The organism is Shigella sp. FC1567, assembly GCF_001743015.1.
Classification (GTDB): domain Bacteria; phylum Pseudomonadota; class Gammaproteobacteria; order Enterobacterales; family Enterobacteriaceae; genus Escherichia; species Escherichia coli.
The window spans coordinates 1-15,938 of record NZ_MIIV01000540.1 but is presented as its reverse complement, the minus strand read 5'-3'; the positions used below and the strand labels follow the sequence as shown (position 1 = coordinate 15,938).

16 protein-coding genes and 2 pseudogenes are annotated in these 15,938 nt (G+C 51.7%); 10 read left to right on the top strand and 8 right to left on the bottom strand.

The window, feature by feature from the left end:
• On the bottom strand, positions 1-165 hold a 165-nt coding region (locus BHE85_RS25690), incomplete at its 3' end, for an IS1 family transposase (protein WP_047664789.1).
• A 54-nt stretch (positions 166-219) separates the two neighbouring features.
• Between BHE85_RS25690 and BHE85_RS25685 the strand changes: the two are divergent.
• A pseudogene (locus tag BHE85_RS25685) lies at positions 220-288 on the top strand (DUF2776 family protein); the annotation flags it as partial.
• Between the two features lie 314 nt (positions 289-602).
• On the opposite strand, the gene BHE85_RS25680 reads toward BHE85_RS25685, so the two are convergent.
• The gene (locus BHE85_RS25680; protein WP_000439186.1) at positions 603-1,805 is read right to left on the bottom strand and encodes a BaiN/RdsA family NAD(P)/FAD-dependent oxidoreductase; all 1,203 of its coding nucleotides are present in this window, start codon (positions 1,803-1,805) and stop codon (positions 603-605) included.
• A gap of 231 nt (positions 1,806-2,036) precedes the next feature.
• On the opposite strand from BHE85_RS25680, the gene pitA reads away from it, so the two are divergent.
• Positions 2,037-3,536 (top strand): inorganic phosphate transporter PitA, encoded by a 1,500-nt coding sequence (gene pitA, locus BHE85_RS25675; protein WP_000902777.1) that lies wholly within the window; start codon positions 2,037-2,039, stop codon positions 3,534-3,536.
• Positions 3,537-3,778: 242 nt separating this feature from the next.
• Here pitA and uspB read toward each other — a convergent pair whose 3' ends face one another.
• Positions 3,779-4,114 (bottom strand): universal stress protein UspB, encoded by a 336-nt coding sequence (gene uspB / locus BHE85_RS25670; RefSeq protein WP_000626187.1) that lies wholly within the window; start codon positions 4,112-4,114, stop codon positions 3,779-3,781.
• A gap of 390 nt (positions 4,115-4,504) precedes the next feature.
• Here uspB and uspA point away from each other — a divergent pair, with 390 nt between their 5' ends.
• Positions 4,505-4,939: a universal stress protein UspA gene (gene uspA / locus BHE85_RS25665; RefSeq protein WP_000323571.1), complete on the top strand. Its 435-nt coding sequence runs from the start codon at positions 4,505-4,507 to the stop codon at positions 4,937-4,939.
• 98 nt (positions 4,940-5,037) lie between these two features.
• On the opposite strand, the gene BHE85_RS27955 is transcribed toward uspA, so the two are convergent.
• The gene (locus BHE85_RS27955) at positions 5,038-5,091 is read right to left on the bottom strand and encodes a hypothetical protein (RefSeq protein WP_212591402.1); all 54 of its coding nucleotides are present in this window, start codon (positions 5,089-5,091) and stop codon (positions 5,038-5,040) included.
• Between the two features lie 165 nt (positions 5,092-5,256).
• Here BHE85_RS27955 and dtpB point away from each other — a divergent pair, with 165 nt between their 5' ends.
• Positions 5,257-6,726, top strand: a complete 1,470-nt coding sequence (gene dtpB / locus BHE85_RS25655) for a dipeptide/tripeptide permease DtpB (protein ID WP_001098649.1) — start codon at positions 5,257-5,259, stop codon at positions 6,724-6,726.
• Between the two features lie 48 nt (positions 6,727-6,774).
• On the opposite strand, the gene rsmJ is transcribed toward dtpB, so the two are convergent.
• Together rsmJ and prlC are read right to left on the bottom strand one after the other, a co-directional pair.
• On the bottom strand, positions 6,775-7,527 hold the full coding sequence (gene rsmJ, locus BHE85_RS25650) for a 16S rRNA (guanine(1516)-N(2))-methyltransferase RsmJ (RefSeq protein ID WP_000686609.1): 753 nt from the start codon (positions 7,525-7,527) through the stop codon (positions 6,775-6,777).
• 7 nt (positions 7,528-7,534) lie between these two features.
• A complete protein-coding gene (gene prlC / locus BHE85_RS25645; RefSeq protein WP_001308122.1) occupies positions 7,535-9,577 on the bottom strand; it encodes an oligopeptidase A in 2,043 nt (680 codons plus the stop codon).
• A gap of 202 nt (positions 9,578-9,779) precedes the next feature.
• Here prlC and rlmJ point away from each other — a divergent pair, with 202 nt between their 5' ends.
• Both rlmJ and gorA read left to right on the top strand, forming a co-directional pair.
• Positions 9,780-10,622: a 23S rRNA (adenine(2030)-N(6))-methyltransferase gene (rlmJ, locus tag BHE85_RS25640; RefSeq protein WP_000954225.1), complete on the top strand. Its 843-nt coding sequence runs from the start codon at positions 9,780-9,782 to the stop codon at positions 10,620-10,622.
• Between the two features lie 71 nt (positions 10,623-10,693).
• Positions 10,694-12,046, top strand: coding sequence for a glutathione-disulfide reductase (gene gorA, locus BHE85_RS25635; protein WP_000160788.1), 1,353 nt, complete (start codon positions 10,694-10,696; stop codon positions 12,044-12,046).
• Between the two features lie 53 nt (positions 12,047-12,099).
• On the opposite strand, the gene dinQ is transcribed toward gorA, so the two are convergent.
• On the bottom strand, positions 12,100-12,183 hold the full coding sequence (gene dinQ / locus BHE85_RS25630; RefSeq protein ID WP_001295215.1) for a damage-inducible type I toxin DinQ: 84 nt from the start codon (positions 12,181-12,183) through the stop codon (positions 12,100-12,102).
• A gap of 738 nt (positions 12,184-12,921) precedes the next feature.
• Between dinQ and arsR the strand changes: the two genes are divergently transcribed.
• The 3 genes from arsR to arsC are packed head-to-tail and all read left to right on the top strand — an operon-like array spanning position 12,922 to position 15,057.
• A complete protein-coding gene (gene arsR / locus BHE85_RS25625) occupies positions 12,922-13,275 on the top strand; it encodes an As(III)-sensing metalloregulatory transcriptional repressor ArsR (protein ID WP_000008953.1) in 354 nt (117 codons plus the stop codon).
• Between the two features lie 54 nt (positions 13,276-13,329).
• Positions 13,330-14,619, top strand: a complete 1,290-nt coding sequence (gene arsB / locus BHE85_RS25620) for an arsenite/antimonite:H(+) antiporter ArsB (protein WP_000922639.1) — start codon at positions 13,330-13,332, stop codon at positions 14,617-14,619.
• 12 nt (positions 14,620-14,631) lie between these two features.
• Positions 14,632-15,057, top strand: a complete 426-nt coding sequence (gene arsC, locus BHE85_RS25615) for a glutaredoxin-dependent arsenate reductase (protein WP_000065769.1) — start codon at positions 14,632-14,634, stop codon at positions 15,055-15,057.
• 133 nt (positions 15,058-15,190) lie between these two features.
• Here arsC and BHE85_RS25610 read toward each other — a convergent pair whose 3' ends face one another.
• Complete coding sequence (locus BHE85_RS25610) at positions 15,191-15,487, bottom strand: ArsR/SmtB family transcription factor (protein WP_039064306.1); 297 nt, start codon at positions 15,485-15,487, stop codon at positions 15,191-15,193.
• Between the two features lie 106 nt (positions 15,488-15,593).
• On the opposite strand from BHE85_RS25610, the pseudogene BHE85_RS25605 reads away from it, so the two are divergent.
• Positions 15,594-15,839: pseudogene (locus BHE85_RS25605) on the top strand (permease); the annotation flags it as partial.
• Positions 15,840-15,938: the final 99 nt, after the last annotated feature.

The following is a 15,938-nucleotide window of genomic DNA, read 5'->3' as shown; positions in this document are numbered from 1 at the left end:
TTTCTGGTGCGTACCGGGCTGAGAGGCGGTGTAAGTGAACTGTAGTTGCCATGTTTTACGGCAATGAGAGCAGAGATAGCGCTGATGTCCGGCAGTGCTTTTGCCGTTACGCACCACGCCTTCAGTAGCGGAGCAGGAAGGACATCTGATGGAAATGGAAGCCACGCAAGCACCTTAAAATCACCATCATACACTAAATCAGTAAGTTGGCAGCATTACCTGGGAGCGGTATGCTTTACGTTGTTCTCAATCGTTTCAATATTAGAAGCAGGTTCTGCTAAAAAATAATTGCAACGTACCGGATAAAACCAGCGTTGACCATTTGCGTAACGCTGGTTTTTCTTAGGCATCATGAAATAACGCAGCATTAATGCATAGTGGTTAAGGATAAAAAACAACAAAGTTACTGTCTTTTTCAGCCTGTTCATATTTTATAAAGATCTGGCCACTGGGTGAGTTTTCAATCATCTTTCCTTCCACCTTATATTAAGCCTGGAGGGTTTCAGTTCACGGGCTCATTAGAAAATAATCACAAGATAGCCACTATCAAAATTAGCTCATTTTTAATGCGGCTCTAATAATTTTCATCTTTAGGTAACAGGTCAGGACGACTTCGCTGCAATCAAATCCTGCGCACAAGCCCACGCACTCGACCACGCCCACTGGAAGTTATAGCCCCCCAGCCAGCCGGTAACGTCCATCACTTCGCCGATGAAGTACAGCCCAGGCACTTTGCGCGCTTCCATCGTCCGTGAAGAGAGTTCGTTGGTGTCCACGCCGCCGAGCGTCACTTCGGCAGTGCGATAGCCTTCAGTGCCGTTGGGTTGTACGCGCCAGTCGGTCAATGTGCTAATCAGTGCCTGTTGGTCACGCACGTTGAGCTGTTTTAGCGAAACATCCGGGATTTGCCCGAGTTGCTGTAAGCGTTCAACCAACCGCTTCGGTAGATGAACCGCCAGTGTGTTTTTCAGGCTCTGATTCGGATGTGCGTTACGCTGCTCATTCAGGAAGGTTTCGAGGTCCACATCCGGTAGCAGATTGATACTGACAAATTCACCCGGTTGCCAGTAGCTGGAAATCTGCAACACCGCCGGTCCAGATAAGCCGCGGTGGGTGAAGAGTAAGTTCTCACGGAAAACGGTGCCGTTTTCAGCGGTAATCACGGAAGGCACCGCCACGCCCGCCAGCACCTGTAACTCTTCGAGCAACGGTTTATGCAGAGTGAATGGCACCAGACCCGCACGGGTCGGCAGCACGTTGAGGCCAAATTGTTCGGCAATCTTATAACCAAACGGCGATGCGCCCAGCCCCGGCATTGACAGCCCACCGGTCGCGATGACCAGCTTTTCGCAACCGACAGTCATGCCGTTCAGTTCAAGCGTGAAGCCTGTTTCATCCTTCGCCACACTCAGCACTTCGCTACGCAATCTGAAGGTTACATTGCCCTTCTCGCACTCATCCACCAGCATGTCGACAATCTGCTGCGCGGAGTCATCGCAGAAGAGTTGTCCTAACGTTTTCTCGTGCCAGGCGATGCCGTGTTTATTGACCAGATCAATGAAATCCCACTGGGTAAAACGCGCGAGTGCAGACTTACAAAAATGCGGATTCTGGCTCAGATAAGCGCCTGGTTCGACATAAAGGTTGGTAAAGTTGCAGCGCCCACCGCCAGACATAAGGATTTTGCGCCCTGGTTTTTTACCATTATCGATCAGCAGAACCCGGCGTCCTGCCTGACCTGCCAGCGCAGAACAGAACATACCCGCCGCACCAGCGCCTATAATAATGGCATCAAACCTTTCCACGTTGCGCTCCTCTTAGAAAAAACGGGCGTGAATTGTAAAGATTCCTCAGTGGTCACACCAGCATCAATATTACTAAAAGGAAGTATTTGCCTGAATTATATAAGATAATTATTTTTTGAGTGAAATCCATACAGGAGGCAAATCAAAAAAAGTCTATATTTCACTTTGCCCGCGCCGCGAAAGTCACTGATAATGCGCCGCGTTCATGTCCTCAAAATGGCGTAACGTCCTATGCTACATTTGTTTGCTGGCCTGGATTTGCATACCGGGCTGTTATTATTGCTTGCACTGGCTTTTGTGCTGTTCTACGAAGCCATCAATGGTTTCCATGACACAGCCAACGCCGTGGCAACCGTTATCTATACCCGCGCGATGCGTTCTCAGCTCGCCGTGGTTATGGCGGCGGTGTTCAACTTTTTGGGTGTTTTGCTGGGTGGTCTGAGTGTTGCCTATGCCATTGTGCATATGCTGCCGACGGATCTGCTGCTTAATATGGGATCGTCTCATGGCCTTGCCATGGTGTTCTCTATGTTGCTGGCGGCGATTATCTGGAACCTGGGTACCTGGTACTTTGGTTTACCTGCATCCAGCTCTCATACACTGATTGGCGCGATCATCGGGATTGGTTTAACCAATGCGTTGATGACCGGGACGTCAGTGGTGGATGCACTCAATATCCCGAAAGTATTAAGTATTTTCGGTTCTCTGATTGTTTCCCCTATTGTCGGCCTGGTGTTTGCTGGCGGTCTGATTTTCTTGCTGCGTCGCTACTGGAGCGGCACCAAGAAACGCGCCCGTATCCACCTGACCCCAGCGGAGCGTGAAAAGAAAGACGGCAAGAAAAAGCCGCCGTTCTGGACGCGTATTGCGCTGATCCTTTCCGCTATCGGCGTGGCGTTTTCGCACGGCGCGAACGATGGTCAGAAAGGCATTGGTCTGGTTATGTTGGTATTGATTGGTGTCGCACCAGCAGGCTTCGTGGTGAATATGAATGCCACTGGCTACGAAATCACCCGTACCCGTGATGCCATCAACAACGTCGAAGCTTACTTTGAGCAGCATCCTGCGCTGCTGAAACAGGCTACCGGTGCTGATCAGTTAGTACCGGCTCCGGAAGCTGGCGCAACGCAACCCGCGGAGTTCCATTGCCATCCGTCGAATACCATTAACGCGCTCAACCGCCTGAAAGGTATGTTAACTACCGATGTGGAAAGCTACGACAAGCTGTCGCTTGATCAACGTAGCCAGATGCGCCGCATTATGCTGTGCGTTTCTGACACTATCGACAAAGTAGTGAAGATACCTGGCGTGAGTGCTGACGATCAGCGCCTGTTGAAGAAACTGAAGTCCGACATGCTTAGCACCATCGAGTATGCACCGGTGTGGATCATCATGGCGGTCGCGCTGGCGTTAGGTATCGGTACGATGATTGGCTGGCGTCGTGTGGCAACGACTATCGGTGAGAAAATCGGTAAGAAAGGCATGACCTACGCTCAGGGGATGTCTGCCCAGATGACGGCGGCAGTGTCTATCGGCCTGGCGAGTTATACCGGGATGCCGGTTTCCACTACTCACGTACTCTCCTCTTCTGTCGCGGGGACGATGGTGGTAGATGGTGGCGGCTTACAGCGTAAAACCGTGACCAGCATTCTGATGGCCTGGGTGTTTACCCTTCCGGCTGCGGTACTGCTTTCCGGCGGGCTGTACTGGCTCTCCTTGCAGTTCCTGTAATCGTACGCACCAAAACGAGCGGGTCAGCTGGCCCGCTTCAGATTGTGACATAGTGCGCTTTGTTCATGCCGGATGCGGCGTGAACGCCTTATTCGGCCTACAAAAACAGCAAATTCAATAGATTGCAGAGATTATGCAGGCCTGATAAGCGTAGCGCATCAGGCAATTTTGCGTTTGTAATCAGTCTCGAGCGGGTCAGTTTACTGGCCAGCTTTTTTTATGCGTTATTATTGCTGAAGTGCTTAATGCCAAATCATCAATGCAATCAGGCTGACCACCACCAGACCACACAATGCGCTAGTCAGAATAAACTGCCGACGCACCCGCTCACAGCGGCGAATAAACTCATCATCGTGATGATCGCGATAACGTTGGGCATAGATATACCAAACGAGACGCACCTGTTTGTTGGGTTGGCCATGTGAGGTAAAAAAGCCCCCTCCATCAACATATTGATAGAGCAATGGATCGCAGTTACGCAGTACCACTAACAACGCGCGTAGTGATGAGAAATAGCGCGCCATGTTAACAATGCAAACGACACATAAAGCCCAAAATAATGCGACGGTGCTTATCATACCTCCTCCCCGGCGACCTGCCCGCGGAGTTCCACCCCGGGGCTACCGCTCCCGATACGCTGCCAATCAGTTAACACCAGGTCCTGGAGAAACCGCTTTTGTGGTGACCAACATCCGAGCGGCTCTATAGATAGTGTAGGAGATCAGGTTGTTTTTTTTCCAGAAGGTTAACCACTATCAATATATTCATGTCGAAAATTTGTTTATCTAACGGGTAAGCAAGGCGGATTGACGGATCATCCGGGTCGCTATAAGGTAAGGATGGTCTTAACACTGAATCTTTACGGCTGGGTTAGCCCCGCGCACGTAGTTCGCAGGACGCGGGTGACGTAACGGCACAAGAAACGCTAGCTGGCCAGTCATCGACAACTTTATGGAAGGAGTAACACTATGGCTTATAAACACATTCTCATCGCGGTCGATCTCTCCCCGGAAAGCAAAGTTCTGGTAGAGAAAGCAGTCTCTATGGCTCGCCCCTACAATGCGAAAGTTTCTCTGATCCACGTAGATGTAAACTACTCTGACCTATACACCGGGCTTATTGATGTGAATCTGGGTGATATGCAGAAACGCATCTCTGAAGAGACACATCATGCGCTGACCGAGCTTTCCACTAATGCAGGCTACCCAATCACTGAAACCCTGAGCGGCAGCGGCGACCTGGGCCAGGTTCTGGTCGATGCAATCAAGAAATACGATATGGATCTGGTGGTTTGTGGTCACCACCAGGACTTCTGGAGCAAACTGATGTCTTCCGCACGTCAGCTGATCAACACCGTTCACGTTGATATGCTGATTGTTCCGCTGCGCGACGAAGAAGAATAATCTTCCCTCCACGACGTGTTCCTGAACGCCCGCATATGCGGGCGTTTTGCTTTTTGGCGCGCCTTGTTACCTGATGCAGCGTAAACCCCTTATCTGGCCTACGATCTGCGTACGCAATCAAAATCTCCTGCCAATACAACATTTAACACCATCATATTTTCCATCATTAGTGTGATTAGCTGGTTATTTTCTGTTGTAATAGTGTATTAATCCATTCACCGCATCAATATTAAGAATCTCTGACAGATGTAAACTTTTTCGCGCGTTATCCCTTACGCGTTCATACTTTTCAGGATGGTATTGGAAGGTTAATAAATATGAATACAACAACACCCATGGGGATGCTGCAGCAACCTCGCCCATTTTTCATGATCTTTTTTGTCGAGTTATGGGAGCGATTCGGCTACTACGGCGTGCAGGGCGTACTGGCGGTTTTCTTCGTTAAACAGCTTGGATTCTCGCAAGAGCAGGCTTTTGTCACTTTTGGTGCTTTTGCTGCGCTGGTCTATGGCCTCATTTCCATTGGCGGCTATGTCGGCGACCACCTGCTGGGGACCAAACGCACCATTGTTCTCGGAGCACTTGTGCTGGCGATTGGCTACTTCATGACCGGCATGTCGCTACTTAAGCCTGACCTGATTTTCATCGCCCTGGGGACTATCGCTGTCGGTAACGGCCTGTTTAAAGCTAACCCAGCCAGCTTGCTTTCGAAGTGCTATCCGCCGAAAGATCCGCGGCTTGATGGCGCATTCACCCTGTTCTATATGTCGATCAATATCGGCTCGTTGATAGCGTTATCGCTGGCCCCTGTGATCGCTGATAGATTCGGTTATTCAGTCACCTACAACCTGTGCGGGGCGGGGTTAATTATCGCATTACTGGTTTACATCGCCTGTCGTGGAATGGTGAAAGACATTGGTTCTGAACCCGACTTCAAGCCGATGAGCTTCAGCAAACTGTTGTACGTATTACTTGGCAGCGTGGTGATGATCTTCGTATGTGCATGGCTGATGCACAACGTAGAAGTCGCCAATCTGGTGCTGATTGTTCTCTCCATCGTCGTCACCATCATCTTCTTTCGTCAGGCATTCAAGCTGGATAAAACCGGGCGCAATAAAATGTTTGTCGCCTTTGTCCTGATGCTCGAAGCGGTGGTGTTTTACATTCTCTACGCCCAGATGCCAACATCGCTGAACTTCTTTGCCATCAACAACGTGCATCATGAAATTCTCGGTTTTTCCATCAACTCGGTCAGCTTCCAGGCGCTTAACCCGTTCTGGGTGGTACTCGCCAGCCCAATACTGGCAGGCATTTACACGCATCTGGGTAACAAAGGCAAAGACCTCTCGATGCCGATGAAATTTACTCTCGGCATGTTTATGTGCTCACTGGGCTTTTTGACGGCGGCAGCTGCGGGAATGTGGTTTGCGGATGCACAAGGGCTGACATCGCCATGGTTTATCGTGCTGGTGTACTTATTCCAGAGCTTAGGTGAACTGTTTATTAGCGCCCTTGGCCTGGCGATGATTGCTGCCCTGGTGCCGCAGCATTTGATGGGCTTTATTCTCGGGATGTGGTTCCTGACGCAGGCTGCCGCGTTCTTGCTGGGCGGCTATGTGGCAACATTTACCGCGGTGCCGGACAACATTACCGATCCGCTTGAGACGTTGCCCGTCTATACCAACGTGTTTGGTAAGATTGGTCTGGTCACGCTGGGCGTTGCAGTAGTGATGCTGTTGATGGTGCCGTGGCTGAAACGCATGATTGCGACGCCGGAAAGCCATTAATTATTCTTGCAGAAAGCAGGGTAGCGTTATCGCTACCCTGCTTTACTTTTACACGGGCGTACCTGCATAGATATCAAAGCGATGCCCTTTAGTCACAACCGCGTTTGGCGTGGTGACATTCGCTAGCGGTGGCGCGTAGTCCGGGCGCTTTACCACCACGCGTTTGGTCGCCAGCAAGCGTGCAGGCTCCAGTAATCCATCGGCATCAAGATCCGGTCCCACCAGCGACTGAAAGACACGCATCTCTTTTTTCACTAGCGCGCTTTTCTGCTTATGCGGGAACATCGGATCGAGATAGACCACCTGCGGGCGTGGGGTAATATCGGTTAGCGCCGTCAGGCTGGAGGCGTGAATTAACTGCAACCGCTCCTGCAACCAGCCGCCGATTTCCGCATCCGCATAACCACGCGCCAGGCCGTCGTCGAGTAGCGCGGCAACCACTGGATTACGCTCCAGCATCCGCACGCGGCAGCCGACTGAAGCCAGTACAAAGGCATCGCGCCCCAGCCCTGCGGTGGCGTCCACCACATCCGGCAAATAATCGCCTTTAATGCCCACCGCTTTCGCCACCGCCTCACCGCGACCACCGCCGAATTTGCGTCGGTGCGCCATCGCTCCGCCAACAAAATCAACAAAGATGCCGCCAAGTTTTGGCTCATCACGCTTGCGCAATTCCAGATGTTCCGGCGTTAACACCAGCGCCATCAGGTTGTCTTCATCGTGCTCCAGCCCCCAGCGGGCCGCCAGAACAGATAAGGCGCCGTCTCCGGCGCCTGTTTCATCAATTAAGCAGATTTTCACTGAATGATCAGCCCTTAATGCCGTAATGCTCCAGCATCGCATCCAGCTGCGGTTCACGACCACGGAAGCGTTTGAACAGATCCATCGGCTCTTCTGAACCGCCACGGCTCAGAATGTTGTCGAGGAACGACTGCCCGGTTTCACGGTTGAAAATGCCCTCTTCCTCAAAGCGCGAGAAGGCATCTGCCGCCAGTACGTCAGCCCACAGGTAGCTGTAGTAACCTGCGGCATAACCACCGGCGAAAATATGGCTGAAAGCGTGCGGGAAACGGCCCCAGGATGGAGACGGTACTACGGCAACCAGTTTCTTGATTTCTGCCAGAGTTTCGAGGATTTTCGCACCCTGATCCGGGCGGAACTCGGCATGGAGGCGGAAATCGAACAGGCCGAACTCCAGCTGGCGCAGAATAAACAGCGCCGCCTGGTAGTTCTTCGCCGCCAGCATTTTATCCAGCAACTCTTTCGGCAGCGGTTCGCCGGTTTCATAGTGACCAGAGATAAACGCCAGCGCCTCCGGCTCCCAGCACCAGTTTTCCATAAACTGACTCGGCAGTTCGACCGCATCCCACGGCACACCGCTGATACCGGAAACACCAGCGGTTTCGATGCGGGTCAGCATATGGTGCAGGCCGTGACCGAACTCGTGGAACAGGGTGATCACTTCGTCGTGAGTGAACAGCGCCGGTTTACCATTTACCGGGCGGTTGAAGTTACAAGTCAAATACGCGACCGGTTTTTGCAGAGAACCGTCAGCTTTACGCATCTGGCCTACGCAGTCATCCATCCACGCCCCGCCGCGCTTGTTTTCACGGGCATACAGATCGAGGTAGAAGCTGCCGCGCAGTTCGTTGTTCTCGTCATACAGTTCGAAGAAACGTACATCCGGATGCCAGACATCAACATCTTTACGCTCTTTAGCGGTGATGCCGTAAATACGTTTCACCACTTCAAACAGGCCGTTAACCGCTTTGTTTTCCGGGAAGTACGGACGCAGCTGTTCGTCACTGATGCTGTAGAGGTGCTGTTTTTGTTTTTCGCTGTAGTACGCGATATCCCACGGCTGCAACTCATCGACGCCAAATTCCGCTTTGGCGAAGGCGCGCAGTTGTGCCAGCTCTTTTTCGCCTTGCGGACGCGCGCGTTTTGCCAGATCGGTTAAGAAATCCAGCACCTGCTGCGGGTTTTCTGCCATTTTAGTGGCAAGGGATTTAAAGGCGTAGTTTTCAAAGCCCAGCAGTTGCGCCAGTTCGTGACGCAGAGCGAGGATCTCTTCCATCACCTTGCTGTTATCCCATTTACCGGCGTTCGGGCCTTGATCGGAGGCGCGGGTGCTGTAAGCGCGATACATCTCTTCACGCAAGGCCTGGTTGTCGCAGTAGGTCATTACCGGCAGGTAGCTTGGGATATCCAGCGTCAGCAGGTAGCCTTCCAGCTCTTTCGCTTCGGCCTGGGCTTTTGCCGCAGCCAGCGCGCTTTCAGGCATCCCCGCCAGCTCCGCTTCGTCGGTAACGAGTTTGGTCCAGCCCATTGTCGCATCGAGGACGTTGTTGCTGTACTGGTTGCCCAGTTCAGAAAGACGGGTCGCAATTTCGCCGTAACGCTGCTGTTTCTCTTTCGGCAGACCTATGCCAGAGAGTTCAAAATCACGCAGGGCGTTATCAACCGCTTTCTTCTGCGCCGTGTTCAGCGTGGCGTAATGATCGCCATCGCGCAGGTCGCGGTACGCTTTATACAGCCCTTCATGTTGCCCTACCCAGGTGCTGTATTCCGACAGCAGCGGCAGGGTTTGCTCGTAGGCTTCACGCAGTTCCGGGCTATTTTTCACCGAGTTCAGGTGGCTGACCGGGGAGAAGATACGCCCCAACACATCGTCCACTTCCGCCAACGGCTGGCAGAGATTTTCCCAGGTGTACGGTGCCCCTTGCGCTACTACGCGCTCCACATTTTCGCGGCAATCGTTCAGCGCCTGAGTCACGGCTGGAACGACATGTTCCGGGAGAATTTTAGAAAACGGAGGCAATTCAAAGGGAGTCAGTAACGGATTCGTCATTCGCGCAGTCCTGGTTAAAGAGGTTAAGGAAGCGCTCAACAGGCGCTTTACATAATGTGTGTAGCATGGGGTTAAGTGTAGTGAATTTCAATGAGAAACGTTACGCTTTCGCGGCGGCGGCCTCTTTTCGGTATACTGTCCTGATACGCTTTTGTGCGCCCCGAATACGGGCCGATTTTTACTTACCGGAACACCTTTACCCATGCTCAGTTATCGCCACAGCTTTCACGCTGGCAACCACGCCGACGTCCTTAAACATACCGTTCAGAGCCTGATCATCGAGTCGCTGAAAGAGAAAGATAAACCGTTTCTCTATCTCGACACCCACGCAGGGGCCGGGCGTTATCAGTTAGGCAGCGAACATGCCGAGCGTACCGGCGAATATCTCGAAGGCATCGCCCGTATCTGGCAGCAGGACGATTTGCCCGCAGAACTGGAGGCGTACATCAATGTGGTAAAACACTTCAACCGTAGCGGTCAGTTGCGTTACTACCCCGGTTCGCCATTGATTGCTCGCCAGCTACTGCGCGAACAAGACAGCCTGCAACTGACCGAACTGCACCCGAGCGATTACCCGTTGCTGCGTTCTGAATTTCAGAAAGACAGCCGTGCGCGCGTCGAAAAAGCCGATGGTTTCCAGCAGCTTAAGGCCAAACTGCCGCCGGTTTCCCGCCGTGGTTTAATCCTTATCGACCCGCCGTATGAAATGAAAACCGACTATCAGGCGGTGGTCAGCGGGATAGCAGAAGGTTACAAACGTTTCGCCACTGGTACTTACGCACTGTGGTATCCGGTGGTGCTGCGTCAGCAAATTAAGCGCATGATCCACGATCTGGAAGCGACCGGTATTCGCAAAATTCTGCAAATTGAACTGGCGGTACTGCCAGACAGCGATCGCCGTGGCATGACCGCTTCCGGCATGATTGTGATTAACCCGCCGTGGAAACTGGAACAGCAGATGAATAACGTGCTGCCGTGGCTGCACAGCAAACTGGTTCCGGCAGGCACCGGGCACGCCACCGTAAGCTGGATCGTGCCGGAGTAATTGCAGCCATTGCTGGCACCTATTACGTCTCGCGCTACAATCGCGGTAATCAACGATAAGGACACTCTGTCATGACTAAACACTATGATTACATCGCCATCGGCGGCGGCAGCGGCGGTATAGCCTCCATCAACCGCGCGGCTATGTACGGCCAGAAATGCGCACTGATTGAAGCCAAAGAGCTGGGCGGCACCTGCGTGAACGTCGGCTGCGTGCCGAAAAAAGTGATGTGGCACGCGGCGCAAATCCGTGAAGCGATCCATATGTACGGCCCTGATTATGGTTTCGATACCACCATCAACAAGTTCAACTGGGAAACGTTGATCGCCAGCCGTACCGCCTATATCGACCGTATTCATACTTCCTATGAAAACGTGCTCGGTAAAAATAACGTTGATGTAATCAAAGGCTTTGCCCGCTTCGTTGATGCCAAAATGCTGGAGGTAAACGGCGAAACCATCACGGCCGATCATATTCTGATCGCCACAGGCGGTCGTCCGAGCCACCCGGATATTCCGGGCGTGGAATACGGTATTGATTCTGATGGCTTCTTCGCCCTTCCTGCTTTGCCAGAGCGCGTGGCGGTTGTTGGCGCGGGTTACATCGCCGTTGAGCTGGCGGGCGTGATTAACGGCCTCGGCGCGAAAACGCATCTGTTTGTGCGTAAACATGCGCCGCTGCGCAGCTTCGACCCGATGATTTCCGAAACGCTGGTCGAAGTGATGAACGCCGAAGGCCCGCAGCTGCACACCAACGCCATCCCGAAAGCGGTAGTGAAAAATGCCGATGGTAGCCTGACGCTGGAGCTGGAAGATGGTCGCAGTGAAACGGTGGATTGCCTGATTTGGGCGATTGGTCGCGAGCCTGCCAATGACAACATCAACCTCGAAGCCGCTGGCGTTAAAACCAACGAAAAAGGCTATATCGTCGTCGATAAATATCAAAACACCAACATTGAAGGTATTTACGCGGTGGGCGATAACACGGGTGCAGTGGAGCTGACACCGGTGGCAGTTGCAGCGGGTCGCCGTCTCTCTGAACACCTGTTTAATAACAAGCCGGATGAGCATCTGGATTACAGCAACATTCCGACCGTGGTCTTCAGCCATCCGCCGATTGGTACTGTTGGTTTAACGGAACCGCAGGCGCGCGAGCAGTATGGCGACGATCAGGTGAAAGTGTATAAATCCTCTTTCACCGCGATGTATACCGCCGTCACCACTCACCGCCAGCCGTGCCGCATGAAGCTGGTGTGCGTTGGATCGGAAGAGAAGATTGTCGGTATTCACGGCATTGGCTTTGGTATGGACGAAATGTTGCAGGGCTTCGCGGTGGCGCTGAAGATGGGGGCAACCAAAAAAGACTTCGACAATACCGTCGCCATTCACCCAACGGCGGCAGAAGAGTTCGTGACAATGCGTTAAATGTTAAAGGGCTAAGAGTAGTGTGCTCTTAGCCCTTAATTACGTTTCCGCTATCAGTTCAGAAGCTGAAGCAGAAAGCGGATCAGTTCCAGCAGCGCAATTAACGCCCCTAGAACGATGATTGCTTTATCAATCACCCGTTTTCTCCATGCGATGGAGTGAGAATGCATCCGCTTACTCATCCACTGCCTGTCACGGCGCATGTCTCATTGTTAGATAAGAACTCTCTCACTCCGGCCAGAGCATCAGTTAACGGCACCACCCGTACTTCTGACCAGGACTTTGAAAGCGTTTATGCGCATTGCCAGAGTGAAAATGCCTCAGAGCTAACTGGATAATCATACAGTACATGCAGGTTATAAAACCAGCACGTCCTTGCAATAGTTTCAGTATGGTATTAGCATTGATGCGTTAGATGATGGCTATCTCACTCCAGTCAGAGCCACCAACTCAGGGCTGGAAAGTAAAAAACCGACGCAAAGTCGGTTTTTTACATCCGGATTCGGACAAGGCTTAATATGACGATGACCCAGTGAAAGTATATAAATCGTCACTGCGATATATACCGAAGTGCTCCCTCCGCCAGCTGAAGAAATCGCTAATTCTTGCAATGTTAGCCACTGGCTAATAGTATTGAGCTGTTAGATAAGAACTCTCTCACTCCAGCCAGAGCCACCAACTCAGGGCTGGAAAGTAAAAAACCGACGCAAAGTCGGTTTTTTTACGTCCTGATTCAGACCTCCTTTCAAATGAATAGCCAACTCAAAATTCACACCTATTACCTTCCTCTGCACTTACACATTCGTTAAATCATATATGTTTTTGACTTATCCGCTTCGAAGAGAGACACTACCTGCAACAATCAGGAGCGCAATATGTCATTTCTGTTACCCATCCAATTGTTCAAAATTCTTGCTGATGAAACCCGTCTGGGCATCGTTTTACTGCTCAGCGAACTGGGAGAGTTATGCGTCTGCGATCTCTGCACTGCTCTCGACCAGTCGCAGCCCAAGATCTCCCGCCACCTGGCATTGCTGCGTGAAAGCGGGCTATTGCTGGACCGCAAGCAAGGTAAATGGGTTCATTACCGCTTATCGCCGCATATTCCAGCATGGGCGGCGAAAATAATTGATGAAGCCTGGCGATGTGAACAGGAAAAGATTCAGGCAATTGTCCGCAACCTGGCTCGACAAAACTGTTCCGCAGACAGTAAGAACATTTGCAGTTAAAAAATTTAGCTAAACACATATGTATTTTCGCATGTGTTTTATCCAGGAGGCATTATGTTACTGGCAGGCGCTATCTTTGTCCTGACCATTGTATTGGTTATCTGGCAGCCGAAAGGTTTAGGCATCGGCTGGAGTGCAACGCTCGGCGCAGTACTGGCGTTAGTTACGGGCGTGGTCCATCCGGGTGATATTCCGGTGGTGTGGAATATCGTCTGGAACGCGACGGCTGCGTTTATCGCCGTCATTATCATCAGCCTGCTGCTGGATGAGTCCGGCTTTTTTGAATGGGCGGCGCTGCACGTCTCACGCTGGGGTAATGGTCGTGGTCGCTTGCTGTTTACCTGGATTGTCCTGCTCGGTGCTGCCGTTGCCGCCCTGTTTGCCAATGATGGCGCAGCGCTTATTTTGACGCCGATTGTCATCGCCATGCTGCTGGCTTTAGGATTCAGTAAAGGCACGACGCTGGCGTTCGTGATGGCGGCCGGATTCATTGCCGATACCGCCAGCCTGCCGCTTATTGTCTCCAACCTGGTGAATATCGTTTCCGCTGATTTCTTTGGCCTCGGCTTTCGCGAATACGCCTCGGTGATGGTGCCGGTGGATATCGCCGCGATTGTTGCCACGCTGGTGATGCTACATCTCTATTTTCGCAAAGATATTCCGCAGAACTACGATATGGCGCTGCTGAAATCTCCCGCAGAAGCGATCAAAGATCCTGCTACGTTCAAAACTGGCTGGGTTGTTTTACTGCTTCTGCTGGTGGGATTTTTCGTCCTGGAACCGCTCGGCATTCCGGTGAGCGCCATTGCAGCTGTGGGCGCGCTGATATTATTTGTCGTCGCTAAACGCGGTCATGCGATTAATACGGGTAAAGTCCTGCGCGGTGCCCCCTGGCAAATTGTCATCTTCTCGCTCGGCATGTATCTGGTGGTTTATGGCCTGCGCAATGCCGGATTAACGGAATATCTTTCTGGCGTACTCAACGTGCTGGCGGATAACGGCCTGTGGGCCGCGACGCTCGGCACCGGATTCCTCACCGCCTTCCTCTCTTCTATTATGAACAATATGCCGACGGTACTGGTTGGCGCGTTGTCCATTGATGGCAGCACGGCATCTGGCGTTATCAAAGAAGCGATGGTTTATGCCAATGTGATTGGCTGCGATTTGGGACCGAAAATTACCCCAATTGGTAGCCTGGCTACACTACTCTGGCTGCACGTACTTTCGCAGAAGAATATGACTATCAGCTGGGGATATTACTTCCGTACAGGGATTATCATGACCCTGCCTGTGCTGTTTGTGACGCTGGCTGCGCTGGCGCTACGTCTCTCTTTCACTTTGTAATGAGATACTGATATGAGCAACATTACCATTTATCACAACCCGGCCTGCGGCACGTCGCGTAATACGCTGGAGATGATCCGCAACAGCGGCACAGAACCGACCATTATCCATTATCTGGAAACTCCGCCAACGCGCGATGAACTGGTCAAACTCATTGCCGATATGGGGATTTCCGTACGCGCGCTGCTGCGTAAAAACGTCGAACCGTATGAGGAGCTGGGCCTTGCGGAAGATAAATTTACTGACGATCGGTTAATCGACTTTATGCTTCAGCACCCGATTCTGATTAATCGCCCGATTGTGGTGACGCCGCTGGGAACTCGCCTGTGCCGCCCTTCAGAAGTGGTGCTGGAAATTCTGCCAGATGCGCAAAAAGGCGCATTCTCCAAGGAAGATGGCGAGAAAGTGGTTGATGAAGCGGGTAAGCGCCTGAAATAAAGCGGCGATATCCACTGCCGATAGTTGGTAAAGTGCGCTTTGTTTATGTCGGATGCGACGCTAACGCGTCTTATCCGACCTACAAAACCGTGCAAATTCAATATATGGCATGAAATATGTAGAGCGTAGCGCATCAGGCAATTTTGCTATTTACGCAGCACTCCTCGCGTAAGAATTCAATTATCGCTTCCAGCATTGCGTATTGCGAAACACACATCAGCGTCCGACTCTCACGGTTTTTTTTGACCAGTCCTACCGATACCAGTGCTGATATATGGTGGCTGAGTGTGGAGCCAGGTATCCCAAGCTGCTTTTGCAACTCACCGACCGGCAACCCTTGTTCCCCGGCTTTGACAAGATGTTTAAATATGAACAAACGGGTCGGGTGACCTAGCTCTTTCAGCGCTTTAGCGACTTCTTCCAACTGCATATGACACCCCTCTGTCTGGTTGATATTTCGATAATACCAGAAATATCTTGATCTGAATTTCATTTCGATTATTCTGGAAATATAGATTTATCCAATGAGGTTACGTATGAGTAGTTGGCTTGCGATGCTGCAAGATGCCGCAGAGATGTTTGTGTTTCTCGCCGTCGAGCTTTCGTTGCTGTTTATAGTGATTAGTGCCGGTGTCAGCCTGATAAGACAAAAGGTGCCAGACCATAAAATCCAGCAGATGATGGGGGCCAGAAAAGGGAGAGGCTATCTCCTGGCTGCTCTGTTGGGAGCCGTTACCCCGTTCTGTAGTTGCTCGACAATACCCATGTTACGTGGATTGTTGTGAAGTGGTCAACAAAAACTGGCCACCGAGTTAGAGTTTTTCCAGTATCGATTTTCCGATTCGTTTGGGGGGAACCCACCGTTATATTCGTGCGGTCTT

What these genes read in the sequence shown, in the direction of transcription:
- pitA (WP_000902777.1), top strand. Translation starts at nt 2,037, where the DNA reads ATGCTACATTTGTTTGCTGGCCTGGATTTGCATACCGGGCTGTTATTA.
- uspB (WP_000626187.1), bottom strand. Translation starts at nt 4,114, where the DNA reads ATGATAAGCACCGTCGCATTATTTTGGGCTTTATGTGTCGTTTGCATT.
- uspA (WP_000323571.1), top strand. Translation starts at nt 4,505, where the DNA reads ATGGCTTATAAACACATTCTCATCGCGGTCGATCTCTCCCCGGAAAGC.
- dtpB (WP_001098649.1), top strand. Translation starts at nt 5,257, where the DNA reads ATGAATACAACAACACCCATGGGGATGCTGCAGCAACCTCGCCCATTT.
- prlC (WP_001308122.1), bottom strand. Translation starts at nt 9,577, where the DNA reads ATGACGAATCCGTTACTGACTCCCTTTGAATTGCCTCCGTTTTCTAAA.
- rlmJ (WP_000954225.1), top strand. Translation starts at nt 9,780, where the DNA reads ATGCTCAGTTATCGCCACAGCTTTCACGCTGGCAACCACGCCGACGTC.
- gorA (WP_000160788.1), top strand. Translation starts at nt 10,694, where the DNA reads ATGACTAAACACTATGATTACATCGCCATCGGCGGCGGCAGCGGCGGT.
- arsR (WP_000008953.1), top strand. Translation starts at nt 12,922, where the DNA reads ATGTCATTTCTGTTACCCATCCAATTGTTCAAAATTCTTGCTGATGAA.
- arsB (WP_000922639.1), top strand. Translation starts at nt 13,330, where the DNA reads ATGTTACTGGCAGGCGCTATCTTTGTCCTGACCATTGTATTGGTTATC.
- arsC (WP_000065769.1), top strand. Translation starts at nt 14,632, where the DNA reads ATGAGCAACATTACCATTTATCACAACCCGGCCTGCGGCACGTCGCGT.
- BHE85_RS25610 (WP_039064306.1), bottom strand. Translation starts at nt 15,487, where the DNA reads ATGCAGTTGGAAGAAGTCGCTAAAGCGCTGAAAGAGCTAGGTCACCCG.